Here is a 22,922-nt window from a genome sequence, read left to right on the forward strand (position 1 = left end):
CGCGGGCGGGGCCGGTGGGACGAGGCGCGCGGGGCGTCAGGTGGCGGGGAGCACCTTGGCGGCCAGCTTCGCCAACTCGCGCAACGCCTTGCCCCGGTGGCTGATCGCGTCCTTCTCCTGCGGGGTCAGCTCCGCGTTGGTCCGCTCCTGGCCGTCGCCGACGAAGATCGGGTCGTACCCGAAGCCGCCCTCGCCGCGCGGCGCGCGCAGCAGCCGGCCGGGCTGACGGCCGTCGACCAGGTGCTCCTTGCCGCCGGGCAGCACCAGCGCCACGGTGCAGACGAACGACGCCCCCCGGTGCTCGTCGGGCAGGTCGGCGATCTGGTCCAGCACCAGCTGGAGGTTGGCCCGGTCGTCGCCGTGCCGCCCGGCCCAGCGGGCGCTGAACACCCCCGGCATGCCGTTGAGCGCGTCGACCGCGATGCCGGAGTCGTCGGCGATCGTGGGCAGGCCCGTGCGCCGGCAGCCCTCCCGCGCCTTGATCAGGGCGTTCTCGCCGAAGGTGAGGCCGGTCTCGGGCAGCTCCGGGTACTCCTCGACGTCGTCGAGGCCGAGCAGGGCGATCCGGTGCGCGCCGAGCGCGCCGTCCAGGATGCGCTGCAACTCCACCAGCTTCTTGCGGTTACGGGTGGCGAGCAGGACCTTGTTCATGATGCGAGAGCCTTCCGCTGCGCCTCGGCCAGTTCCAGACAACCCAACGACGCGACGTCCAGCAAAGCGTCGAGCTGCGCCCGGGAGAAGACGCCGTCCTCGCCCGTGCCCTGCACCTCGACGAAGTCGCCCTCGCCGGTGCAGACGACGTTCATGTCCACCTCGGCGGCGACGTCCTCGACGTAGCAGAGGTCGAGCAGGGGTTCCCCGGCGACGATCCCGACGCTGACCGCGGCCACCGACCGGTGCATCACCTTCTCCGGCTTACCGGCCAACGACTTGCGGGCGGCCAGCCAGCTCACCGCGTCGTAGAGCGCCACGTACGCGCCGGTGATCGAGGCGGTACGGGTACCGCCGTCGGCCTGGAGCACGTCGCAGTCGAGCACGATCGAGTTCTCGCCGAGCGCCTTGAGGTCGACGCAGGCGCGCAGGCTGCGGCCGATCAGCCGGGAGATCTCGTGGGTCCGCCCACCGATCTTGCCGCGCACGCTCTCCCGGTCGGAGCGGGTGTTGGTGGCCCGGGGCAGCATCGCGTACTCGGCGGTGACCCAGCCGAGCCCGGAGCCCTTGCGCCAACGGGGCACACCCTCGGTGACGCTGGCGGTGCAGAGCACCCGGGTGCCGCCGAACTCGACGAGCACCGAGCCCTCCGGGTGGGTGCTCCAGCCCCGGGTCAACGTCACCGGTCGGAGTTGGTCGGGCCGCCGCCCGTCAGGTCGTGCCATCCCTGCACCCTATGCGGTCGCATGATCGGCGCATGCCCGGGTGCCCGGGTGCGCTCAGATGTCGTAGCTGGCGCCGGCCCGCACCACTTCCAGCGGCCCGGTGAACGACCCGGCCGCCGAGGCGACGGTGTGCGACTCGCTGCCCCAGGCCGCCACCAGGTGGGTCAACAGCAGCCGGCCCACCCCCGCCTTGGTGGCCGTCTCGCCCGCCTCCCGGCCGGTCAGGTGCAGATCCGGTGGGTTGTCTACCCCGTCGAGGTAACTGGCCTCGCAGAGGAAGACGTCGGCGTCCTGGGCGAGGCGCAGCAGCGCGTCACAGGGGGCGGTGTCCGAGGAGTAGCAGAGCACCCGGCCCTCGTGCTCCAACCGCACCCCGTACGTCTCGATCGGATGGTTGACCCGGTCGACGGTGACGGTGAACGGGCCGATCGGGAAGGTGCCCGGCTGGAGGCCGTAGAACTGGTAGACGTCCTCCACGCTGCTGTCGTCCTGGCCGTAGGCGGTGGCGAGCCGGTCCGGGGCGCCCGGCGGCGCGTAGACCGGCAGCGGCGGGTAGGGGCCGTCCGGGGCGTACCGCCGGACCACCACGTACGAGGCGGCGTCGAGGATGTGGTCGCAGTGCAGATGGGTGAGGAGGATGGCGTCCGGGGCGTGCAGGCCGGCGTACCGCTGGAGGGTGGACAGCGAGCCCGGCCCGAAGTCGACGAGCAGCCGGAAACCCTGCGCCTCGATGAGGTAGGCGGAGCAGGGGGACTCGGGGCCGGGGAAGCTTCCCGCACAGCCCAGGACGGTCAGCCGCATCCGGTCGCCCCACGATTACGGTACGTAGTCAACACGCCGGAGTCAGCACCGATGATGATCTCTACCGACGCGTACGCCACGGTGCGCAGCCTACGCGCAGCGACGGCAGGGCAAGAATCATCTTCTGGAAGTTGTCATCAACGTGACACCCACAGGGCCGACCGACGGTCCGCCGGCCGGCCCCGCGACGGGTCATGCCCAGAGCTGCCCCTCCAGGGAGCTCTCGGCGTCGGCGAGGGTGCCGCCGTACGCCCCGGTGGAGAGGTACTTCCAGCCGCCGTCGCAGACCACGAAGGCGACGTCGGCCCGTCGGCCGTCCCGGACCGCCTCGTGCGCCACGGACAGGGCGGCGTGCAGGATCGCCCCGGTGGAGAAACCGGCGAAGATCCCCTCCACCTCCACCAACTGCCGGGTACGCAGCACCGCGTCCCGGGTGCCGACGGAGAAGCGCCGGGTGAGCACCGCCGCGTCGTACAACTCGGGGACGTAACCCTCGTCGATGTTGCGCAGGCCGTAGACGAGTTCGCCGTAGCGCGGCTCGGCGGCCACCACCTGGATGCCCTCGACCTTCTCCCGCAGGAACCGCCCGGTGCCCATCAGGGTGCCGGTGGTGCCCAGGCCCGCCACGAAGTGCGTGATGGTGGGCAGGTCGTGCAGCAGTTCCGGGCCGGTGGTCTCGTAGTGGGCGCGGGCGTTGGCCTCGTTGCCGTACTGGTAGAGCATCACCCAGTCCGGGTGGTCGACCGCGATCTGCTTCGCGGTGGCGACCGCCTGGTTCGAGCCGCCCGCCGCCGGCGAGAAGATGATCTCCGCGCCGTACATCCGGAGCAGCTGGACCCGCTCGGTGGAGACGTTCTCCGGCATCACGCAGACCAGCCGGTAGCCGCGCAACTTGGCCACCATGGCCAGCGAGATACCGGTGTTCCCGCTGGTCGGCTCCAGGATGGTGTCCCCGGGCCGGAGCCGGCCGGCCTGCTCCGCCGCGCGGACCATGAACAGGGCCGCGCGGTCCTTGATGCTGCCGGTCGGGTTCCGGTCCTCCAGCTTGGCCCACAGCCGCACCGGCGGCGCCCCGTCGGGCACCGTCGGCGAGAGCCGGGGCAACCCCACCAGGGGGGTGCCGCCGCAGGCGTCGAGCAGGCTGTCGTACCGCGCCATGACGCCCGCCCTCAGCAGGGGGCGACGGCCGCGCGCCGTGCCGCCACCGCCGCGGTGGCCGCACGGTGCTGGCTGATCGCCGCCGCGGCGGCGAAGCCGAACGCCCCACCGGCGACGGCCGGCAGGACGGTGACGCTGTCGCCGTCGTTGAGCTTGGCGTCCAGCGCGCCCAGGAAACGGACGTCCTCGTCGTTGACGTAGACGTTGACGAAGCGGTGCAGCGCACCGGCGTCGGTGACCAGCCGGGCCTTCAGGCCGGCGTGCCGGGTGTCCAGGTCGGTGAGCAGGTCGCCCAGGGTGTCCCCGGCGCCCTCGACGACCTTCGCGCCGCCGGTGTAGCTGCGCAGGATGGTGGGGATGCGAACCTCGATGGCCATGACGTACTCCTTGGTCGGGTGTGCCTCGGTGCCGGACGGAACAGGGTGTGCGGAGCTGGGGTCAGCTGCCGGAACACTCGTAGTCGACCGTCGCCGGGCTCTGCCCGAACATGTAGGACTGGACCGCGTGCGGGTCCACCCCCGCGTCCACGATCCGCACCGGTTCCTCGGTCACCACGCCGTCGACGATCCGGAAGGAACGGATCTCCTCGGTGTCCGGTTCGCGAGTCGAGACCAGCAGGTAGTGCGCGCCCGGCTCACCGGCGAAGGCGACGTCCGTGCGGGACGGGTACGCCTCGGTGGCGGTGTGCGAGTGGTAGATGACGACCGGTTCCTCGTCGCGGTCGTCCATCTCCCGCCACACCCGCAGCTGCTCCATCGAGTCGAACTCGTAGAAGGTCATCGAGCGGGCCGCGTTGTCCATCGGGATGTGCCGGGTCGGGGTGTCGCCGCCCACGGGTCCGGCGACCACCCCACACGCCTCGTCCGGGTGGTCCCGGCGCGCGTGGGCGACGATCGCGTCGACGATCGACCGGTCGATGCTCAGCACGTGGCCCAGCCTAGCGCCCACCCGCCGCGCCCGGCGAGGCGGTGACCGTCACAGTTCAGTCGATCATGGCGTTGAGCAGGGATTCCTGGAGATAACCCAGATAGGCGTAGACCGACAGTTGGAACACCCTTGACGACGTGGGATCGTCGGCGACCGCGTCGTCGAGCTCCTCACCCAGGTCGGTGCCGTCCCTGATCTCCAGCCGGACGCCCATCGCCAGCCGGGCGTCGTTGAGCGCCCGCAGCCACGCCTCGGCCGCCTCGGCGTCCAGCCGCACCTCGCCACCGGCCGACTCGGGCAGCGCGGCCAGCACCGCGCCCGCCTGGTCGATCTTGGCGGTCTTCAGGTCGCCCTCGGTGTACCGGCGGAACTCCGCCGTGCCGGCCGGATCGTCCGGGTAGGCGTCGGGGAAGAGCCGCCCGACGACCGGGTCGGTGTGGTCGAACCCGTCGGTGAGCAGGCCGACCACCTCGGTGGCGACCTTGCGCAGCACCCGGACCTCGTCGACGGCGAAGGTCGCCACGTAACAGCCGCCCTGGCGGCGGAACATGCTCACCGCGTCAACCCCCATCGCCACCGCCGGACCCGCAGGCCCGGCTCGCTCCCGATGCTCATCGGACCACCTTGGTTCGCGACTGCGGGGCTCGCGACACCGGCTCGCTCCTCGCGCTCACGACCGGTCCACCGTCGCCCAGAGGCCGTAGGCGTGCAACTGCGACGCGTCGTGCTCCATCCGCTCCCGGGCACCGCTGGAGACCACCGCCCGGCCCTTGTGGTGCACGTCCAGCATCAGCTTCTCGGCCTTCTCCCGGCTGTAACCGAACAACTTCTGGAAGACCCAGGTCACGTACGTCATGAGGTTGACCGGGTCGTCCCAGACGATCGTCACCCACTGCCGGTCCTCGACCGGCACCTCGTCGGTGTCCGGCGTCTCGACCGGGGCAACCTGTGGAGCGGCCATGCCCCCCATCGTGCCACCGGAAGTGGCGATCCGATGAACCGGAACGCCGGGGCGGCCCGGATCACCCTCCCGAGCTGCGGAAACCGGGAGGGCTACGGACACGGCGGGGATACGCACCGGGACGCTCGGTTCAGGCGAGCAGGATGCCATGGTCGAGGGCGTCGGTGAGGACCGCGTCGAGCGCGAGCCGGAACGCCTCGAACCGCCGCGACACCTCGCGGGACAACTCCAGCTCGACCTCGCGCAGCGCCCGTTGCGCCCAGGACCGGGCGGCGTTCGGATCGTCGTTGCCGGGGCTGCGCCAGTGCTGCCAGCAGCCGCCGGACAGGGCGACCCCGATGCGCGGCAGCACCTCGCCCCGGGGCGCGCCGGGATGACCGAGCAGGGCGTCCAGCGCGCCGGCCCCGGGCAGCGCCGCCACCCCGGCGGTACCGGTGACCAGGAGCACCCGGTCCAGCTCCTGACCGGACGGATGGTCGGCCAACCCCCAGCGGACGGCCGCGCCGATGCGCTGGCGTACCCCCTCGGCCAGCGGTGCGCCGAAGATCCGGGCGGCGGCCCCGTCGAGGAGTTCCCGTACGGCCCGGTCCTGCTGCTCGGTCGCGAGCAGGGAGAGCGCCTCCAGCTCCCGGTCGAGCAGTTGCGGCAGGCCCGCGCAGCCCACCCCGAACACGATCTCCTGGACGGTCCGCAGGTGGATGTTGGCCAGTTCGAGCGCGAGCTGCTGACGGATGCTCCGGGCGTAGCGGCGGCTCTGCCGTTCCAACCGGTCGGCCCAGTCGTCGCCGGGTGGTTCGGGGGCCACCGGCACCCGCCCGTGCGCGCCGGGCGGCACGGGCGGCCGGGAACTCGCCCGGCGCAGCCCCTCGATGGCCGACCAGCCGACCAGTGCCCGGCGCAGCGCCGGATGCTCGGCCCGGTACACGGGATACCAGTTGGCCTCGGCCAGCCCCGGCACCGCGGCCAGCAGCGTGGCCCGGTGCGCCGCGACGGTCACCGCGACCGGGTCGACCGGGCCGCCGGCCGGGGGCGCGTCGGGCGGCGACGCGAGCGCCACCCCGGTGTCGTCGGTCGCGGCCGGCTCCGCCGCCGCCCAGCCGCCCGCGCCGGGGGTCACTACGAAGAAGACCCGTACCCGGGTACGCGCCACCTCGGCGAGCAGGTGCAGGTCGGCGGCGGTGAAGGTCTGGTCGGCGCCGATCACGAACAGCAGCGCGCCGGACCGGACGACCGCGTCGAGCAGGACCCGGCCGCCGGCCACGCCGAGGGTGTCGGTGTCCGGTGTGTCGAGCACGGCGAAGTGCCGCAGCAGCGGTTCCGGCAGGCTCAGCTCGACCCGGCGGGGCGCGCGGGCCAGCGCCGGGCCGGCGGCGGCCTGGTCGGCGCCGTAGGAGTGCGGCTGGCGGTAGCCGGGCACGTACGCCGCCCGGGTCGCGACCCGGGCGTGCCGGACCAGCAGGCAGCTGCCCGTCGGGGTGACGAGCATTCCGGAGGGGACCCCGAGCAGCGCGGCGAGCACCTCGCGGCGGGCCGCCCCGGCGGGGCCGGCGGCCACCACGGCGAGCGGCTCGTCGGGGTCGACCTCGGTGGCCTGCGCGTGGGCCGGGAGCGGGCCCCGGGGCGGCAGCCCGACGGCGTCGGGATGGTCGGACGGGTCGTCGGTCATGTCGACCCCGGGGAGTGGACCGGGCTTCATTCGGCCTCCGCTCGACGCGGGCGACTGGCTGCACCCGCGGTAGGACGTCCGATCGGTGACGATGGGCTGCGGGAAGGTTACGGGCCGCACCCGTTTCCACCGGAACATCTCGGATACTCAGCAGTAACTGCGACATTACTCAACTTCACAGCGTGACCAGGTACCTCCGGACCGATTTACATCGATATGCTGCTCGGATGAGTCGGTGGAGTTTCGTCGGCCGAACGGATGAACTCAACCGTCTGCTGGCAGCGGTGCACGAGGGCCAGGGGCACGGCCTCTTCTTCAGCGGCAGCGCGGGCGTCGGCAAGAGCCGGTTGCTCCGCGAGGCGGTGGCCGCACTGCCTCCCGAGCGGTACGCGCTGTCGTTCGTCGCGGCCAGCACGGCCACCGCGGCGCTCCCCTTCGGCGGGCTCGCCCCGGTGCTGCCGGCCGAGCAGCCACCCGGGCTCTCCCCCGCCGGGGTGCTGCGCTGGGGCGTCGACGTGCTCCACGAGCAGGCGGCCGGGCGGCGCATCGTGCTCGCCATCGACGACGCCCACCTGCTCGACCCGCCCTCGGCGGCGCTGGTCCACCTGCTCGCCCGCGCCGAGAACACCACCGTGCTGGGCACCCTGCGCAGCGGCGAGCAGATCCCGCTGCCGATCCGGGCACTGTGGACCGACGACCTGGTCGCGCACGCCGAGCTGGCCCCGCTCGGCCAGGGTGAGACCACCGGCCTGCTCGCCGCCCTGCTGAACGGGCCGGTCGACGCCGGCTCCGCCGAGCGGCTGTTCCGGCTCTCCGCCGGCAACCCGCTGCTGCTGCGGGAGCTGGTGCTGGCCGCCACCACCGGGGGTGAGCTGGTCCGCACCTACGGGGTGTGGCGGTGGACCGGACGGCTGGAGCTGGCCCCCAGCCTCACCGACCTGATCGACACCCGGATCGGCCAGTTGGACCCCGGGGTCCGGGCGGTGGTGGAGCTGGTCGCCTTCGGTGAACCGCTCGGCCTGCGCCTGCTCGACCGCGCCGCCGACCCGACCGCCGTGGAGGTAGCCGAGGAACGCGGGCTGATCACCGTCGTACCCGACGACCGGCGGATGGACGTCCGGCTCGCCCACCCGCTGTACGGCGAGGTGATCCGCCGTCGCTGCCCGGTCAGCCGGACCCGCCGCCTCCAGGCGCAGCTCGCCGAGCGGGTGGAGGCGGCGGGCGCCCGCCGCCGGGGCGACCTGCTCCGGGTGGCGGTGTGGCGGCTCGACTCCGGCACCGCCCAGGACCCGGCCCTGCTGCTGCACGCGGCCGTCCAGGCGTTCACCCGGTACGACGTGCCGTTGGCCACCCGGCTGGCCCGGGCCGCGCTCGACGCCGACGGCGGCTACGACGCCGCCGAACTGCTCGCCACCATCCTGATGTTCGGCGACCGGCCGGCCGAGGCGATCGGGGTGCTCGACGCGGTGGCCGACGACATCGCCTGTGAGGAACGCCGCAGCCGCTGGCTCACCGTACGCGGGATGGTCAGCTACTGGGGGCTCAGCGAACGATCCACCGTGGACACCATCGCGGCGGCCGGGCGCGCCCTGACCGACCCCGGTCACCAGGCCAGGGTGCGCGCCTTCGAGGCGATCATGCGGCTGCACGGCCTGGAGGTCGACACCGCGCTGCGGCTCGGCCGGTCGGTGCTGGACCGGCCGGCGGCCAGCGTCGCCGCCCGGGAGCTGGCCCGGTGCACCATCGCCCACGCCGACGCGGTGCGCGGCCGGTTCCGTGCCAGCGCCACCGCGATCGACCGGGTGCAGGCGGAGGCGGCGAACTGGCGGGCCGACATGCCGTACCTGCAACTGGCCATGGAACTGGCCCGGGGCACCCGGCTGGCGCTCTCCGGGGACCTCGCCGGCATCGACGCCATCGTGGCCGACGAGTTCGCCGACCAGGCCGGCGCCGGGGACTTCCGGCTCGGCACCGGCTACCTGTCCATCCTCCAGGCGTACGCGGCGCGACTGCGCGGTCGCGGCGACGACGCGCTCAAGGCCAGTCTCGGTGCGTGCGCGGTGCTCGCCACCAGCCGGGTCTTCGCGGGGCTGGCGCACGCCGAACGGGCCCAGGCGGCGGTGCTGCGCGGCGACCCGGCCACCGCCGTGGAGGCGATGGCCGAGGCCGACCGCACCCAGGCCCCCGGCATGGCGGTGCTGCAACCGTGGCTGGAGCAGGCCCGCGCCGCGGTGCTGGCCGCCGAGGGCGACCTGGCCGGGGCGGCACGGCACCTCGGCGGGCTGGCCGACCGGTTGCGCGCCGACGGGTTCGCCGGCCACGAGGTGCTGGTGCTGCACGACCTGGTCCGGCTCGGCCGGGCCACCGCCCCCGTCGGGCCGACCTGCACCGACGGCGACCGGCGTACGGTGGCGCAGCGGCTGACCGAGCTTTCCGAGACCGTCGACGGGACGCTGACCCCGCTGCTCGCCCGGTACGCGCGGGCCGCCGCCGCACGCGACGGGGAGGCCCTGCTGGAGGTGGCGGACGGCCTCACGAAGCTCGACCTGACGGTCTGGGCGGTCGACGCCACGGCGACGGCGCTGCACGGCTGGCGGCGGGACCGGTCGACGTCGGCCGCCGCCGCCCACGAACAGCTCGCCGCCCTGCTCACCCGCTGCGACCAGATCCGAACCCCGGCGCTGGACGCGTTGCGGCCCACGCTCAGCGACCGGGAGCTGGAGGTCGCCGCGCTCGCCGCCGCCGGGGTGACCAGCCGGGCCATCGCGGGCCGGCTGTTCCTGTCGCCCCGGACGGTGGAGAATCACCTCCAGCGGGTCTACAGCAAGCTCGGCATCACCGGCCGGGCCGAGTTGGGTGCCGCGCTGCGGGCGCTCCCGGGCCACGGCGACGGTCCGACCGGCTGAACTCTAGGCTGGGTTGGTGAGCCACCTTCGCCCCGCGCTGCTGACCGACCACTACGAGCTGACCATGGTCAGTGCCGCCCTGCGCGACGGCACCGCCGACCGCCGGTGCACCTTCGAGGTGTTCAGCCGACGCCTGCCCGCCGGACGCCGGTACGGGGTGGTCGCGGGGACCGGCCGCCTGATCGACATGGTGAGGGAGTTCCGGTTCGCCCCGGAGGAGGTCGAGTTCCTGCTCCGTACCGGGGTGGTGGACGAGCCGGCCGCCCGCTGGCTGGCCGACTACCGGTTCACCGGCGACATCGACGGGTACGCCGAGGGCGAGCTGTTCTTCCCCGGCTCCCCGATCCTCACCGTCTCCGGCGGCTTCGCCGAGTGCGTGGTGCTGGAGACGCTGGTGCTGTCGGTGCTCAACCACGACTGCGCGGTGGCCGCGGCGGCGGCCCGGATGGTCACCGCGGCCCGGGGTCGGGCGCTGATCGAGATGGGTTCCCGGCGGGCCCACGAGGAGGCGGCGGTGGCCGCCGCGCGGGCGGCGTACCTGGCCGGGTTCCGGTTCACCTCCAACCTCGCGGCCGGCCAACGGTACGGCATCCCCACCGCCGGCACCGCCGCGCACGCGTTCACCCTGCTGCACGACGACGAGCGGACGGCGTTCGCCTCGCAGGTCGCCACCCTGGGGCGGGACACCACGCTGCTGGTCGACACGTACGACATCAGCCAGGGCATCCGGACCGCCATCGAGGTGGCCGGGCCGCAACTGCGGGCGGTCCGGATCGACTCCGGCGACCTCGCGGTCATCGCCCAGCAGTCCCGGGAACTGCTCGACTCGCTCGGCGCCACCGAGACGAAGATCATCGTTTCGGGGGATCTCGACGAGTACGCCATCGCCGCGCTCGCCGCCGAGCCGGTCGACATGTACGGCGCGGGCACCGCCGTGGTCACCGGCTCCGGCGCACCCACCGCCAGCCTGGTCTACAAGTTGGTCGAGGTGGACGGGCGGCCGGTGGTCAAGCGTTCCGAGAACAAGGCCACCATCGGGGGCCGGAAGGTCGCGGTACGCCGGCACAAGCCCACCGGCACCGCCACCGAGGAGGTCGTGGTCTCGCAGGGCGTGCCGGACCGGCAGGCCAACGACCGGCTGCTCCAGCACTCTTACGTGGTCGATGGCGAACCCGTCGACCTGCCCACCATCGCCGAGTCCCGGGAGCACCTGCGCCAGTGCCTGATCTCGATCCCGTGGGAGGGGCTGAAGCTCTCCGCCGGTGATCCGGCGATCCCGGTCACGGTCGTGCCGGCCGGTTGAGCCGTCGGGGCAGACTGGGTCCTGCCGCAGGTGGGGTCACCGGCGGCGAGCGGAGAGGAAGGGCACCGATGGCCAACGCGCTGATCATCGTGGACGTGCAGAACGACTTCTGTGAGGGCGGTTCCCTCGCCGTCACCGGGGGCGCGGGCGTCGCCGCCGGCATCTCGGGCCTGCTGGCCGGGGAGCCGCAGCGGTGGGACCACGTGGTCGCCACCAAGGACTACCACGTCGACCCGGGGGCGCACTTCGGCGACCCGCCGGACTACGTCGAGTCGTGGCCCCGGCACTGCGTGGTCGGCACTGCGGGCAGCGAGTTCCACCCCGACCTGGTGACCGACCGGGTCGAGGCGATCTTCCACAAGGGCGAGCACGCCGCCGCGTACTCCGGGTTCGAGGGGCACGCCGACGACGGCGAGTGCCTGGCCGACTGGCTGCGCCGGCACGACGTCGACCGGGTCGACGTGGTCGGCATCGCCACCGACCACTGCGTACGGGCCACCGCCCTGGACGCCGCCCGGGAGGGCTTCGCCACCACCGTGCTGCTCGACCTGACGGCGGCGGTCGCGCCGGCGACGCTGGACGTGGCGCTGCGGGCGATGGACGGCGCCGGGGTGACCCTGCGCGGGGAGCCGGTGATCAGCGCCGCATGAGCCGGTAATCGCTTGCCGATGTCGTACCCCCGGTCCAGGATGACCGCCGGAGGTACGGAGCATCATGACGTTGACGCCTTACCGGCAGGCCCTGGCCCAGCCCGGTCTGCGGGCCCTGCTGCTGGTGGCGGTGCTGGCCCGCATCCCGCTCACCGCGACGGGGGTGACGCTCACCTTCTACGTGGTGCTGGAGCTGGGCCGGGGTTACGGCGCCGCCGGTCTGGTCGGTGCCGCATCGGTCGCCGGCGCGGCCATCGGCTCCCCCCTGCTCGGCCGGCTGGTCGACAGGCGTGGTCTACGCCCGGTGGTCGCGGTGACCACCGTCGTCGAGGCAGCCTTCTGGGTGAGCGCCCCGACGTTGAGTCTGCCGCTGCTGCTGCCCGCCGCGTTCGTGGCCGGGCTGTTCGCGCTGCCGGTGTTCTCGGTCGTCCGGCAGTCGATCGCCGCGCTGGTGCCGGCACAGCGCCGCCGCCCCGCGTACGCGCTGGACTCGATGTCGATGGAGCTGTCCTTCATGATCGGGCCGGCGCTGGCCGTGGCGCTGGCCACCGCCGTCTCGCCCCGGGTCACGCTCTGGGCGGTCGGCGCGGGCATCGTCGGCGCGGGCATCGTCCTCTGGCTGCTCGACCCGCCGACCCGCAGCGCCGACGAGTCGGTCGGGCCGCAGCCCCGGGTGCCCCGGCGGCAGTGGCTGACCAGTCGCCTGCTCGCGGTGTTCGCGGTGAGCGCCGCCGCGACCCTGGTGCTCGGCGGCACCGACGTGGCGGTGGTGGCGGTGCTGCGGGCCGGCGGCGAGGTCGGCTGGACCGGTGCGGTGCTCACCGCCTGGGCGATCGCGTCGCTGATCGGCGGCTTCGCGTACGGGGCCGTCCGCCGCTCCTTCTCCCCGCTGGCCCTGGCCGCCCTGCTCAGCCTCTGCACCATCCCGGTCGGGTTGGGCGGCGGCCACTGGTGGCTGCTCTGTCTGACCCTGCTCCCGGCCGGTTTGCTCTGCGCCCCCACCATCGCCGCCACCGCCGACGCGGTCAGCCGGCTCGCCCCCGCCGGGGTACGCGGTGAGGCGATGGGCCTGCACGGCTCCGCCACCACGGTCGGCATCGCGCTCGGCGCTCCGCTGGCCGGCGCGGTGATCGACGCCTCGGTGCCGCTCTGGGGCTTCGTGGTCACCGGGGCGGTGGGGCTGCTGGTGACCCTGGCGGTGCTGCCCGTGGTGCTGCCCCACCGCCGCCCACCCGCGACCGCCGCCCCCGGGTCGGCGGTCGTCCCCGCCACCAGCGACCCCGCCGTCGACCTGACCCCCGCCACTCCCTGATACCGCCTCCCGCCGACGGTTCGCCCGGCGACCCGACGACCGGCCGGGTCCGGCGGCCCGACGGCCGGACCAGCGGATCGCCCGGCTCGGCGGCTCAGCAGCTCAGCGGCATGTCCTCCGGTGAAGTGATATGCCACAGAGTCATATCTACGCCGCTGTGGCATCGAGCCCCTTGAGGGCATGTCACGGCCCGACCGTCACCGTCGGTTGCCGTCAGCGTCCCGGATAGGGCCGGTGACACGGGAACCGTCGGTGGCGCGGAAGGTCACCCGGTCGACCCCGCACCGGGCAGGGAAAGCCGACGGGCGTCGTACCCGGGTGGGTACGACGCCCGTCGGCGATGTCGGTGCGGATCAGCGCTGGTCGAGGTTCCCGGCGGTGTCCTCCTGGTAGCTGGCGCCGCCGTTGACCTCGCTGGTCAGTGGCTTGGCACCACCCTCCGGCGGGCCGGCGAGGCTCTGCCCGGCGGCCAGCTCGGGGAACTTCGCGTCGAACGCCGGGCGCTCGGAACGGATGCGGGGCATCCGGTCGAAGTTACGCAGCGGCGGCGGGGAGCTGGTCGCCCACTCCAGCGAGTTGCCGTGGCCCCACGGGTCGTCCACCTCGACGACCGGCCCGGTCTTGTACGACTTCCAGCAGTTCCAGATGAACGGCAGGGTCGAGATACCGGTGATGAACGCGCCGATCGTGGAGATCATGTTGAGCGTGGTGAAGCCGTCGCTGGGCAGGTAGTCGGCGTACCGGCGGGGCATGCCCTCGGCGCCGAGCCAGTGCTGCACCAGGAAGGTGGTGTGGAAGCCGATCATCGTGAGCCAGAAGTGAATCTTGCCCAGGCGCTCGTCGAGCATCCGGCCGAACATCTTCGGGAACCAGAAGTAGATGCCACCGAAGACGGCGAACACGATGGTGCCGAAGAGCACGTAGTGGAAGTGCGCCACGACGAAGTAGTTGTCGTGCAGGTGGAAGTCGAGCGGCGGGCTGGCCAGCAGCACCCCGGTCAGACCACCGAAGAGGAAGGTCACCAGGAAGCCGATGGCGAACAGCATCGGCGTCTCGAAGGTGATCTGGCCCCGCCACATGGTGCCGATCCAGTTGAAGAACTTCATGCCGGTCGGCACGGCGATCAGGTAGCTGAGGAAGCTGAAGAACGGCAGCAGCACCTGGCCGGTGGCGAACATGTGGTGCGCCCAGACGCTCATCGACAGGGCGGCGATGGCGATGGTGGCGGCGACGAGACCCTTGTAACCGAAGATCGGCTTGCGGGAGAAGACCGGGATGATCTCGGTGATGATGCCGAAGAACGGCAGCGCGATGATGTAGACCTCGGGGTGGCCGAAGAACCAGAAGAGGTGCTGCCACAGCATCGGGCCGCCGGTCGCCGGGTCGTAGACGTGCGCGCCGAGCAGCCGGTCCGCGGCCAGCGCGAAGAGCGCGGCGGCCAGCAGCGGGAAGACCAGGATCGCCAGCAGGCTGGTGACCAGCATGTTCCACGTGAAGATCGGCATCCGGAACATGGTCATGCCGGGGGCCCGCAGGGTCAGGATCGTGGTGATCAGGTTGACCGCGCCGAGGATCGTGCCCAGACCCGAGATCGCCAGGCCGACCACCCACATGTTCGCGCCGACGCCGGGCGAGTGCTCGATGCTGCTCAGCGGGGTGTAGGCGGTCCAGCCGAAGTCGGCGGCGCCACCCGGGCTGAGGAAGCCGGCGGTCGCCATCGTGCCGCCGAACAGGTACAGCCAGTAGGCGAAGGCGTTCAGCCGGGGGAACGAGACGTCGGGGGCGCCGATCTGCAGCGGCACGACGTAGTTGGCGAACGCGAACACGATGGGCGTCGCGAAGAACAGCAGCATGATCGTGCCGTGCATGGTGAACAGCTGGTTGTACTGCTCCGGCGACAGGAACTGCATGCCCGGCCGCGCCAGCTCGGCTCGCATGACCAGGGCCATCAGGCCACCGATCATGAAGAACACGAACGCGGTGACCATGTACATGATCCCGATCTGCTTCGCGTCCGTGGTGCGCAGCAGCCGCGCGATGGCCGACCCCTTGACCGGCTCTCGGACCGGCCATGGCCGGGTCACGACCGGCTTGGGTGCGACGGTGGTCACGAATGGCCTCCGGTTCTCGGTTGTCCCGCTCGGCACGCCTCGTCAGCTGCGGGCCGTCATCCGAAAGGATGTTAGTCCCCGGCAGGTGGCAGCACCGCTCGGGGTGCTCTGGCACCATGTCCGGTCACCCGCCGCACCTACAGCGGGCCGACCAGGAGCCGGTAGTGCTCGCCGAAGATCCGCCCGCCCCGCCCGCGCAGCAAGGGGTCGCGCAGCGCCGGCGGCACGTCCCGGGTGCGGTTGCGGTCGCGGGTCCGGTCCCGCACCCATCGGGTACGCGGACGACGGCGGCTCTCGTACGCGACCAGGGCGGCCTCGACGCTGCCGGCGGCGCGCAGCGACTCGGCGAGGACCACCGCGTCCTCCAGCGCCATCGCGATCCCCTGGGACAGGGTGGGCGCGGTGGCGTGCGCGGCGTCGCCGACCAGCAGCACCCGGCCCCGGTGCCAGCGGCCCAGCTCGACCTCGTCGGTGAGCCCGACCTGCACGTCGCGCCAGGCGGCCAGCACCGCCGGGACGGGGCCGCCGTAGCCGCCGAAGAGTTCGTGCAGCCGGGCGACCGGGTCGGCCGGGGCGACGGTGCCCGCCTCGTCGGCGTAGCAGTAGAGCCGGCCGGCGCCGAGCGGCACCACCAGGAAGCCGGCCCGCCGGCCGAGCAGCGCCGTCCAGTCGGCCACGTCGGGGCCGTCGCGCACCACGCCCCGGTAGACCACCTGGCCGGCGGGGCGGGGCGGACCGCCGAGCGCGGCCAGGGAACGGACCGCCGAGCGGGGGCCGTCGGCACCGATCACGAGGTCGTACTCGCCGCCGGTGCCGTCGGTGAAGGTGACCGCGACCCCGGCGGGCAGCAGCTCGACGGTGCTCACCTCGGCCCCGTGCCGGACAGCGCCCCCGGCGCCGCTGAGCAGCACCTGGTAGAGGTCGCGGCGGGGCAGGGCCCGGCACTCCCCCACCTCGGCCCAGAGCGTGTCGAGGTCCACCTCACAGAGCGGGTCACCGGCGGCGTCGAGGAAGCGTTGGCGGTGGATCACCTGCCCGAGCGGGCGGACCGGGCCGTCGAGGTCGAGCCGGCGCAGCGCGCGGGCGGCGTTGCCGGGCAGGTAGAGGCCGGTGTCGGCGAGTTCGTTCGGGGGGAGCTTCTCGGTGACGTCCGGTCGGAAGCCGGCCAACCGCAGGGCCCGGGCGACGGCGAGACCGGCGATGCCCGCGCCGACGACGAGGATGCGCAGGGGGGAGCCACGCATGGTGGTGTACGCCTCCGGAGGGGATCGGTACGCGGTGAAGGCAAGACACTACTCCGCGCGATCGGCGCACACCAGGGCCGATGATCCCCCACCCGGGACGCTCCGGACTGGACAGAAAGTTGTTCAGCCAGCTGAACGAGGTTCGATCGAAGAATACCCATCGGCCGGATGTCGTCCGTCTCACTACAGTGACGGCGTGACGACGGACGAGTCATACCGCTCGGTCAAGTCGGCGGGTCGGGCGCTGGACGTGCTGGAGGCGCTCGCCACCCCGGACGGCCCCCGCTCACCGGTGGAGCTGAGCCGGGCGCTGGGCATCCCCAAGAGCAGCCTGCACGCCATCCTGCGGACCCTGCTGGACCGCGAGTGGGTGGCCGCCGACCCGACCGGCACCCGGTTCTCGGTGGGGTTGCGGGCGCTGGAGGTGGGCGCGACGTTCCTGGCCGGCGCGGACGTCGCCGCCCTGTACGAGGTGACCCTGGACCGGCTGGCCGAGTGTTCCGGCGAGACGGTGCAGCTCTACCGGCTCGACCGGAGCGCGGTGGTGCTGCTGGCCCGGCGGGACTCGGCGCACATCGTGCGGCCGGTCTGCGCGGTGGGTCGCCGGCTGCCCGCGCACGCCACCGCGGCCGGCAAGGCGCTGCTCGCCGCGCGCTCCGACGAGGAGGTCGACCGGCTGTTGCAGTGGCCGCTGCCGGCGTTCACCGGGCGGACGGTCACCACGCCGGAGGCGCTGCGTGCCGAGTTGGCCGCGGTGCGGCGGCGGGGCTGGGCCGAGGAGTGGGAGGAGTGCAGTCCGGGGCTGGCCGCGGTGGCGGTGGCCGTACCGCTGCGGGAGCCGGCGGTGGACGCGATCTCGGTGGCCGCGCCGGTGGACCGGCTGGGGCCGGAGGCGCGGACCCGGCTGGCGGCGGCGCTGCGGGAGGCGGCGGCGCAGGCCCGGACGGCGCGCACGCTGCTCGCGCCCAACCTGTAGAACGCGGTTCACGTACGTGGACGAGATCGGCCGCGAACTTAACCGGTTCAGTTGCGTCACAGTTTCAAGTATGTAAATGTGTTCAGGACCGTGGGAGCGCTCCCGGTCACGTCCGAGACACCTCCGGCGTCCCCGCGCCGCAGCCAAGGAGCATCATGAAGCGTCCATTGCGGGCCCTCGCCGCCGCCGGTCTCCTGGCCGTCGGCACGATCGTGGCCGTCGCCGTCGGCGGCACCGCCTCCGCCGACACCCAGATCTGCGAGCAGTACGGCTCCACCGTCATCGGCGGCAGGTACGTGGTCCAGAACAACCGCTGGGGCACCACCGCCCAGCAGTGCATCAACGTCACCGGCAGTGGCTTCAGCATCGCCAGCCAGCAGGGTTCCGCGCCGACCAACGGCGCGCCGGTGTCGTACCCGTCGATCTTCGTCGGCTGCCACTACACCAACTGCTCGCCGGGCACCAACCTGCCGGCCCAGGTGAAGTCGATCAGCAGCGCGCCCGGCAGCATCTCCTTCAACTACGTCGGCGGGGCGATCTACGACGCCGCCTACGACATCTGGCTCGACCCGTCGCCCAAGCGGGACGGGGTCAACGCGATGGAGATCATGATCTGGTTCAACCGGCAGGGCAGCATCCAGCCGATCGGCTCGCCGGTGGGCAACGCGAACATCGCGGGCCGCAGCTGGGAGGTGTGGCGCGGCAACAACGGCGGCAACAACGTCATCTCGTACGTCGCGCCGTCGGCCATCGGGTCCATGAGCTTCAACGTGCTGGACTTCATCGCCGACACCCGCAACCGTGGGGCGATCACCAACGACTGGTACCTGACCAGCATCCAGGCCGGTTTCGAGCCCTGGCAGGGCGGCGCCGGGCTGGCCGTCACCAACTTCTCCCAGACCGTCAACACCGGTGGCACCCCGCCGCCCACCACCGCCCCGCCGACCACGCCCCCGGGCAACGGCGGCGGCTGCGCGGTGAAGTACACGTCCAACTCGTGGAACAACGGGTTCACCGCCGACGTGACGATCACCAACCGGGGCTCCAGCGCCATCAACGGCTGGACGCTGACCTACAGCCTGCCCAGCGGGCAGCAGATCACCAGCTCCTGGAACGCCACCGTCACCCAGAGCGGGTCCACGGTGACCGCCCGCAACGCCTCGCACAACGGCAGCGTCTCCCCCGGTGGCACCGCCAGCTTCGGCTACCAGGGCTCGCTGAACGGGACGTACTCGGCGCCGACCAGCTTCTCGCTCAACGGCGTCGCCTGCTCCCGCGCCTGACCCCACACCACCCACCACCACGCGGGGGGCGTGACCGGCCGGTCACGCCCCCCGCACCCCGTCCGGGCTCAGCCACCCAGGGCGTCGATGTCGCGCATCTCCTCGGCGGTGAGCGAGAAGTTCCAGATGTCGACGTTGGCACGGATGCGCTCCGGGGTCACCGACTTGGGGATCACCACGATCTCGTGGTCGACGTGCCAGCGCAGCACCACCTGTGCCGGGGAGACGTCGTGCGCGGCGGCGATCCGGGTCAGCACCGGGTCGGCCAGGTCGCTGGTCTTGAACGGGCTGTAACCCTCCAGCACGATCCCCCGGTCCCGGTGCTCGGCGTGCCGCTGCCGGTCGTACAGCGACGGGCTCCACCGGATCTGGTTGACCGCCGGGTTCTCCTCGGTCGCCTGGATCAGCTCGTCGAGCTGGGGGGTGGCGTAGTTGCTCACCCCCACCGCCCGGGTGAGGTTCTCGTCCCGGGCGGCCAGCAGCTCCCGCCAGACCGGGATGCTGTCCGACGGCGACGACGGCGGCCAGTGGATCAGCCAGAGGTCGACGTGGTCGGTGCCCAGCGCCCGCAGGCTCGCCTCGATCGTCTCCCGTTCCCGGCCGACCCGGTCCGGCGGCAGCTTGGTGGTGATGAAGACGTCCTCGCGGCGCAGTCCGCTCTCCCGCACCGCCCGACCCACCTCCTCCTCGTTGCCGTACATGGTGGCGGTGTCGAGGTGCCGGTAGCCGGCGTCCAACGCGGCCAGCACGGCGTCGTAGCCGGCCCGGCCGGTCGCCTGCCAGGTGCCGAAGCCGAGCAGCGGCATCCGGACGTCGCCGGGGAGACCGACGGTGGGTTGGTCGAGGTCCATGCCGACGGTTCTACCCATGATCGGCGTGGGCATGCCGGGCGAGCGGCGAACCCGGGCCGATTGCCGGAGAATGCCGGTGTGCCGAGCACCGACCGGGCCGACGGCGAGGAGCATCGTGTACCTGACCCACCTGGAGTGTCCCCGCTGCGGCCGGGAACACGACGCCCACCGGCTCACCAACCTGTGTGACTGCGGGTCGCCGCTGCTGGCCCGCTACGACCTGGCGGCGGTGGCCGCCGCCGTGACGCCCGAACGGTTCGGGCTGCGCCCGGCCGACCTGTGGCGCTACCGGGAGCTGCTGCCGGTGGCCGACGAGCGGCACGTCACCACGTTGGGTGAGGGCTGGACGCCGCTGTGGCGCGCGCCGGCGTACGGCCACGAGATCGGCGTCGCCGACCTGATCGTCAAGGACGAGGGGCTCACCCCGACCGGGTCGTTCAAGGCCCGGGGCGCCGCCGTCGGGGTGAGCCGGGCCCGGGAGCTGGGCGTACGGCGGTTCGCCATGCCCACCAACGGCAACGCCGGAGCGGCCTGGGCCACGTACGCGGCGCGGGCCGGGATGGCGGCGACCATCGTGATGCCGCTGGACGCGCCCACCATCTGCCGCCGCGAGTGCGTGGCCGCCGGTGCCGACCTGCTCCTGGTGGACGGGTTGATCAGCGACGCCGGACGCCGGGTGGCCGAGCTGGTGGCCGGCGCGGACGGCGCGGTCTTCGACGCCGGCACGCTGCGCGAGCCCTACCGGCTGGAGGGCAAGAAGACGATGGGGTACGAGATCGTCGAACAGCTCGGCTGGCAGGTGCCCGACGTGATCATCTATCCCACCGGTGGCGGGGTCGGCCTGATCGGCATCCACAAGGCCCTGCACGAGCTGCGCGAACTCGGCTGGGTGAGCGACCGGCTGCCCCGGCTGGTGGCGGTGCAGTCGACCGGTTGCGCGCCGATCGTCCGGGCGTTCGCCGCCGGTGAGGACCGGGCCCGCCCCTGGGCCGACGCGCGCACCGTGGCGTTCGGGATCACCGTGCCGGCGCCCCTCGGCGACGAGCTGATCCTGACCGCGCTGCGGGAGAGCGGTGGGACGGCGGTCGCCGTCGACGACGCGGAGATCCTCACCGACCTGCGGGAGTTCGCCGCCCGGGAGGGGTTGCTGCTCTGCCCGGAGGGGGCGGCCTGCCTCACCGCCGCCCGGCACCTGCGGGCCGGGGGCTGGATCCGCCCCGACGAGCGGGTGGTGGTGCTGAACACGGGGTCGGGGCTGAAGTATCCGGAGACGGTGGACGTCTCCGCCGTACCCGTGGGCTGACCGCCCGCACCGGCGTCCCACCGGGGACGCCGGTGCGGCGGAACGGTCCGGCGGCGGCTCAGGACGTCGGCGGTTCGTCCTCGCCGGCGGCCTCCGCCGCGTCGGCCTCCTCCTTGGTGTGGTGCACCACCTGGTCGGCGTGCTCCGGCGGGCCGTAGACCGTGTAGAGGACCAGCGGGTTGGGCCCGGTGTTGACGAAGTTGTGCTTCGTCCCGGCCGGCACCACCACCAGGTCACCCTGGGCGACGTCCCGGGTCTCCCCGCCGACCCGGGCCTCCGCGGTGCCGCTGACGAAGGTCAGGATCTGGTCGATCCCGTCGTGGACCTCCTCGCCGATCTCCCCTCCCGGCGGAATGGTCATGATCACCAACTGGGTCTTCTCGCCGGTCCAGAGCACCCGGCGGAAGTCCGGGCTCTTCTGGGCGACCGTCGCGATCGTGAAATGCTCCATGTCCCGCTCATACCCGCAACGGCGACGGATCACGCCGTGTCGTGCAGATGAGGCAATTCCCGGCCCCGGGCAGGTTTGCGCGCCGCCGGATCGGGCAACGTGCACCCCAGACCGGCGCGGGCACCGCACCGGTCGCACCAGGTCCCCGCTGGCGTACCGCCGGATGGCTGCGGTGGTGGGAGACGGTCGGAGCGCGGCGACGGACGGCCGGTGTGCCGTACGGCGCCGTGCGCCCGTATCCGCCGGCCTCAGGCCAGGACCGCCAGATGGAACGGACGGTCCGAGACACTGCCGTCGCTGGCGAACGTCTTGACGAACACCCCGTTCGGGATTCCCGTCCGGCCGACCACGCTGATCCCCCCGGGCGGCGCGAGCCCGGCGCTGCCGGCCAATCCGATCGTGCCCACGTAGCCGGCGGTGCTCACGTCCTGGTCGAAGACGACCTGGTACATGCCGGGGGCGAGTCGGGTGGCCGACGCCGCACCGAGACCACGGGCCAGGGTGCCGTTCGCGTGCACCACGGCGTAGAGCATCCGGGCCGAGGGGGGTAGTCCCACCCGCCGGTCGCTGGCCAGTTGGGCGTCGGCCCGGGCCAGGTCGTTGCGGCAGGGGACGGGCTGGTTGACCGGGCGACGCCGGGAACCGGTGCTGGACATCGTGGTGCTCCTGCCTGCCGGCCACCTTCTCGGGCCGGGAGCGATGGGGGGTGGGATGGCGATCCACGCCGACCGACCGGATCGCGTACCTCGAAAATATGTCGGTTGCGCCTTTTGCGACCACCCGACCAACTGTCCAGTAGCCGACACCCACCCGTGCTGAGCTGCGAAAACACCCGTCTCATGAGTCGCGGCGGCAGTTGGTGCGCGCCCGGGCGGGTCGTCCCGACGTGGTCGTCCGGCCCGGCCCGGTCGGCAGCCGGGCCCGCCCCCCGGGGCTAGCCTGCTGGGGTGGCCCGCCTGCTGCTCGTCGAGGACGATCTGACCATCCGTGCCCCGCTGGTCCGGGCGCTGCGCGACCGGGGGCACGCGGTGGCCGCCGCGTCGACCGCGATGGAGGGGCTGCGGCACACCCTCGACGACCGGCCCGACCTCGTCGTGCTCGACCTCGGCCTGCCCGACCTCGACGGCGGCGAGCTGCTGCGGATGCTGCGCGCGGTCAGCGCCGTGCCGGTGATCGTGGCCACCGCCCGGGACGACGAACGGGAGATCGTCCGGCTGCTCGACGCCGGGGCGGACGACTACCTGGTCAAGCCGTTCACCGCCGCCCAGCTCGACGCCCGGGTCCGGGCGGTGCTGCGCCGGGGCGGGGCCGAGCGGCCCGACGGCGAGCCCGTGCTGGTGGTCGGCGGGCTGCGGATCGATCCGCGCGCCCGCCAGGTCACCCTGGACGGCACGCCGGTGGAGCTGACCCCGCGCGAGTTCGACCTGCTGCACCACCTCGCCGGCCGCCCCGGCGCGGTGGTGACCAAACGGGAACTGCTCACCGAGGTCTGGCAGATCCCCTACGGCGGCGCGGACAAGACCGTCGACGTGCACCTGTCCTGGCTGCGCCGCAAGCTCGGGGAGAGCGCCCAGCAACCCCGCTACCTGCACACCGTACGCGGGGTCGGGGTGCGGCTCACCGCGCCCGGGGCCTAGCGCCGG

General features: G+C 73.0%; 22 protein-coding genes. 8 read left to right on the forward strand and 14 right to left on the reverse strand.

The window, feature by feature from the left end; translation table 11 throughout:
* Positions 1 to 36: 36 nt before the first annotated feature.
* The 9 genes from rdgB to H1A17_RS13910 all read right to left on the reverse strand — a co-directional run bounded on the left by rdgB (position 37) and on the right by H1A17_RS13910 (position 6,919).
* Positions 37 to 651, reverse strand: coding sequence for an RdgB/HAM1 family non-canonical purine NTP pyrophosphatase (rdgB, locus tag H1A17_RS13870; RefSeq protein ID WP_088641776.1), 615 nt, complete (start codon positions 649 to 651; stop codon positions 37 to 39).
* Complete coding sequence (gene rph, locus H1A17_RS13875) at positions 648 to 1,376, reverse strand: ribonuclease PH (RefSeq protein ID WP_145918123.1); 729 nt, start codon at positions 1,374 to 1,376, stop codon at positions 648 to 650. Before rph ends, rdgB begins: the two co-directional genes overlap by 4 nt.
* Before the next feature lie 54 nt (positions 1,377 to 1,430).
* Complete coding sequence (locus tag H1A17_RS13880; RefSeq protein WP_145918122.1) at positions 1,431 to 2,177, reverse strand: MBL fold metallo-hydrolase; 747 nt, start codon at positions 2,175 to 2,177, stop codon at positions 1,431 to 1,433.
* Positions 2,178 to 2,369: 192 nt separating this feature from the next.
* Positions 2,370 to 3,335, reverse strand: a complete 966-nt coding sequence (locus H1A17_RS13885) for a PLP-dependent cysteine synthase family protein (protein WP_145918121.1) — start codon at positions 3,333 to 3,335, stop codon at positions 2,370 to 2,372.
* An 11-nt stretch (positions 3,336 to 3,346) separates the two neighbouring features.
* Positions 3,347 to 3,712, reverse strand: a complete 366-nt coding sequence (locus tag H1A17_RS13890) for a MoaD/ThiS family protein (protein ID WP_194822031.1) — start codon at positions 3,710 to 3,712, stop codon at positions 3,347 to 3,349.
* Between the two features lie 61 nt (positions 3,713 to 3,773).
* Positions 3,774 to 4,262, reverse strand: a complete 489-nt coding sequence (locus tag H1A17_RS13895; protein ID WP_145918119.1) for a Mov34/MPN/PAD-1 family protein — start codon at positions 4,260 to 4,262, stop codon at positions 3,774 to 3,776.
* A gap of 55 nt (positions 4,263 to 4,317) precedes the next feature.
* Positions 4,318 to 4,812, reverse strand: a complete 495-nt coding sequence (locus H1A17_RS13900) for a DUF2017 domain-containing protein (RefSeq protein ID WP_194822040.1) — start codon at positions 4,810 to 4,812, stop codon at positions 4,318 to 4,320.
* Between the two features lie 120 nt (positions 4,813 to 4,932).
* Positions 4,933 to 5,223 (reverse strand): ATP-dependent Clp protease adapter ClpS, encoded by a 291-nt coding sequence (gene clpS / locus H1A17_RS13905; RefSeq protein ID WP_088641781.1) that lies wholly within the window; start codon positions 5,221 to 5,223, stop codon positions 4,933 to 4,935.
* Between the two features lie 130 nt (positions 5,224 to 5,353).
* Complete coding sequence (locus H1A17_RS13910) at positions 5,354 to 6,919, reverse strand: hypothetical protein (protein ID WP_145918118.1); 1,566 nt, start codon at positions 6,917 to 6,919, stop codon at positions 5,354 to 5,356.
* 197 nt (positions 6,920 to 7,116) lie between these two features.
* Here H1A17_RS13910 and H1A17_RS13915 point away from each other — a divergent pair, with 197 nt between their 5' ends.
* The 4 genes from H1A17_RS13915 to H1A17_RS13930 all read left to right on the forward strand — a co-directional run bounded on the left by H1A17_RS13915 (position 7,117) and on the right by H1A17_RS13930 (position 13,060).
* Positions 7,117 to 9,795 carry a LuxR family transcriptional regulator gene (locus tag H1A17_RS13915; RefSeq protein WP_194822032.1) on the forward strand — a complete coding sequence of 893 codons (2,679 nt, stop codon included), beginning with the start codon at positions 7,117 to 7,119 and terminating at the stop codon, positions 9,793 to 9,795.
* Between the two features lie 16 nt (positions 9,796 to 9,811).
* Complete coding sequence (locus tag H1A17_RS13920) at positions 9,812 to 11,098, forward strand: nicotinate phosphoribosyltransferase (protein ID WP_145918116.1); 1,287 nt, start codon at positions 9,812 to 9,814, stop codon at positions 11,096 to 11,098.
* Positions 11,099 to 11,166: 68 nt separating this feature from the next.
* Complete coding sequence (locus tag H1A17_RS13925; protein ID WP_145918115.1) at positions 11,167 to 11,748, forward strand: isochorismatase family protein; 582 nt, start codon at positions 11,167 to 11,169, stop codon at positions 11,746 to 11,748.
* A 64-nt stretch (positions 11,749 to 11,812) separates the two neighbouring features.
* Positions 11,813 to 13,060 (forward strand): MFS transporter, encoded by a 1,248-nt coding sequence (locus H1A17_RS13930; RefSeq protein ID WP_194822033.1) that lies wholly within the window; start codon positions 11,813 to 11,815, stop codon positions 13,058 to 13,060.
* 353 nt (positions 13,061 to 13,413) lie between these two features.
* Here the strand turns inward: H1A17_RS13930 and ctaD are convergent, their stop codons facing one another.
* Together ctaD and H1A17_RS13940 are read right to left on the reverse strand one after the other, a co-directional pair.
* Positions 13,414 to 15,171 carry a cytochrome c oxidase subunit I gene (ctaD, locus tag H1A17_RS13935; RefSeq protein WP_145918113.1) on the reverse strand — a complete coding sequence of 586 codons (1,758 nt, stop codon included), beginning with the start codon at positions 15,169 to 15,171 and terminating at the stop codon, positions 13,414 to 13,416.
* 137 nt (positions 15,172 to 15,308) lie between these two features.
* Positions 15,309 to 16,415 (reverse strand): FAD-dependent monooxygenase, encoded by a 1,107-nt coding sequence (locus H1A17_RS13940; RefSeq protein WP_145918112.1) that lies wholly within the window; start codon positions 16,413 to 16,415, stop codon positions 15,309 to 15,311.
* A 196-nt stretch (positions 16,416 to 16,611) separates the two neighbouring features.
* Here H1A17_RS13940 and H1A17_RS13945 point away from each other — a divergent pair, with 196 nt between their 5' ends.
* Positions 16,612 to 17,391: an IclR family transcriptional regulator gene (locus tag H1A17_RS13945; protein WP_240762620.1), complete on the forward strand. Its 780-nt coding sequence runs from the start codon at positions 16,612 to 16,614 to the stop codon at positions 17,389 to 17,391.
* A gap of 155 nt (positions 17,392 to 17,546) precedes the next feature.
* Entirely contained in the window at positions 17,547 to 18,674 is a 1,128-nt protein-coding gene (locus tag H1A17_RS13950) for a cellulose binding domain-containing protein (RefSeq protein ID WP_145918110.1), read from the forward strand.
* Between the two features lie 68 nt (positions 18,675 to 18,742).
* On the opposite strand, the gene H1A17_RS13955 is transcribed toward H1A17_RS13950, so the two are convergent.
* Entirely contained in the window at positions 18,743 to 19,525 is a 783-nt protein-coding gene (locus H1A17_RS13955) for an aldo/keto reductase (protein WP_194822034.1), read from the reverse strand.
* A gap of 115 nt (positions 19,526 to 19,640) precedes the next feature.
* Here H1A17_RS13955 and H1A17_RS13960 point away from each other — a divergent pair, with 115 nt between their 5' ends.
* Positions 19,641 to 20,828, forward strand: coding sequence for a threonine synthase (locus tag H1A17_RS13960; RefSeq protein WP_145918108.1), 1,188 nt, complete (start codon positions 19,641 to 19,643; stop codon positions 20,826 to 20,828).
* A gap of 58 nt (positions 20,829 to 20,886) precedes the next feature.
* Here the strand turns inward: H1A17_RS13960 and H1A17_RS13965 are convergent, their stop codons facing one another.
* Entirely contained in the window at positions 20,887 to 21,279 is a 393-nt protein-coding gene (locus H1A17_RS13965) for a cupin domain-containing protein (protein ID WP_088641792.1), read from the reverse strand.
* A 248-nt stretch (positions 21,280 to 21,527) separates the two neighbouring features.
* Positions 21,528 to 21,935: a hypothetical protein gene (locus tag H1A17_RS13970; RefSeq protein WP_145918107.1), complete on the reverse strand. Its 408-nt coding sequence runs from the start codon at positions 21,933 to 21,935 to the stop codon at positions 21,528 to 21,530.
* Between the two features lie 291 nt (positions 21,936 to 22,226).
* Here H1A17_RS13970 and H1A17_RS13975 point away from each other — a divergent pair, with 291 nt between their 5' ends.
* Complete coding sequence (locus tag H1A17_RS13975) at positions 22,227 to 22,916, forward strand: response regulator transcription factor (protein ID WP_194822035.1); 690 nt, start codon at positions 22,227 to 22,229, stop codon at positions 22,914 to 22,916.
* Positions 22,917 to 22,922 lie beyond the last annotated feature (6 nt).

The sequence above is a fragment of the Micromonospora sp. S-DT3-3-22 genome (assembly GCF_015354745.1).
GTDB lineage: Bacteria > Actinomycetota > Actinomycetes > Mycobacteriales > Micromonosporaceae > Micromonospora > Micromonospora wenchangensis.

Excerpts from the sequence above, each read along its gene's own strand:
- H1A17_RS13965 (WP_088641792.1), bottom strand. The coding sequence starts at position 21,279 with ATGGAGCATTTCACGATCGCGACGGTCGCCCAGAAGAGCCCGGACTTC.
- rph (WP_145918123.1), bottom strand. The coding sequence starts at position 1,376 with ATGGCACGACCTGACGGGCGGCGGCCCGACCAACTCCGACCGGTGACG.
- H1A17_RS13890 (WP_194822031.1), bottom strand. The coding sequence starts at position 3,712 with ATGGCCATCGAGGTTCGCATCCCCACCATCCTGCGCAGCTACACCGGC.
- H1A17_RS13940 (WP_145918112.1), bottom strand. The coding sequence starts at position 16,415 with ATGCGTGGCTCCCCCCTGCGCATCCTCGTCGTCGGCGCGGGCATCGCC.
- H1A17_RS13880 (WP_145918122.1), bottom strand. The coding sequence starts at position 2,177 with ATGCGGCTGACCGTCCTGGGCTGTGCGGGAAGCTTCCCCGGCCCCGAG.
- H1A17_RS13915 (WP_194822032.1), top strand. The coding sequence starts at position 7,117 with ATGAGTCGGTGGAGTTTCGTCGGCCGAACGGATGAACTCAACCGTCTG.
- clpS (WP_088641781.1), bottom strand. The coding sequence starts at position 5,223 with ATGGCCGCTCCACAGGTTGCCCCGGTCGAGACGCCGGACACCGACGAG.
- rdgB (WP_088641776.1), bottom strand. The coding sequence starts at position 651 with ATGAACAAGGTCCTGCTCGCCACCCGTAACCGCAAGAAGCTGGTGGAG.
- H1A17_RS13900 (WP_194822040.1), bottom strand. The coding sequence starts at position 4,812 with ATGTTCCGCCGCCAGGGCGGCTGTTACGTGGCGACCTTCGCCGTCGAC.
- H1A17_RS13910 (WP_145918118.1), bottom strand. The coding sequence starts at position 6,919 with ATGAAGCCCGGTCCACTCCCCGGGGTCGACATGACCGACGACCCGTCC.
- H1A17_RS13955 (WP_194822034.1), bottom strand. The coding sequence starts at position 19,525 with ATGGACCTCGACCAACCCACCGTCGGTCTCCCCGGCGACGTCCGGATG.
- H1A17_RS13930 (WP_194822033.1), top strand. The coding sequence starts at position 11,813 with ATGACGTTGACGCCTTACCGGCAGGCCCTGGCCCAGCCCGGTCTGCGG.
- H1A17_RS13885 (WP_145918121.1), bottom strand. The coding sequence starts at position 3,335 with ATGGCGCGGTACGACAGCCTGCTCGACGCCTGCGGCGGCACCCCCCTG.
- H1A17_RS13950 (WP_145918110.1), top strand. The coding sequence starts at position 17,547 with ATGAAGCGTCCATTGCGGGCCCTCGCCGCCGCCGGTCTCCTGGCCGTC.
- H1A17_RS13925 (WP_145918115.1), top strand. The coding sequence starts at position 11,167 with ATGGCCAACGCGCTGATCATCGTGGACGTGCAGAACGACTTCTGTGAG.
- H1A17_RS13970 (WP_145918107.1), bottom strand. The coding sequence starts at position 21,935 with ATGTCCAGCACCGGTTCCCGGCGTCGCCCGGTCAACCAGCCCGTCCCC.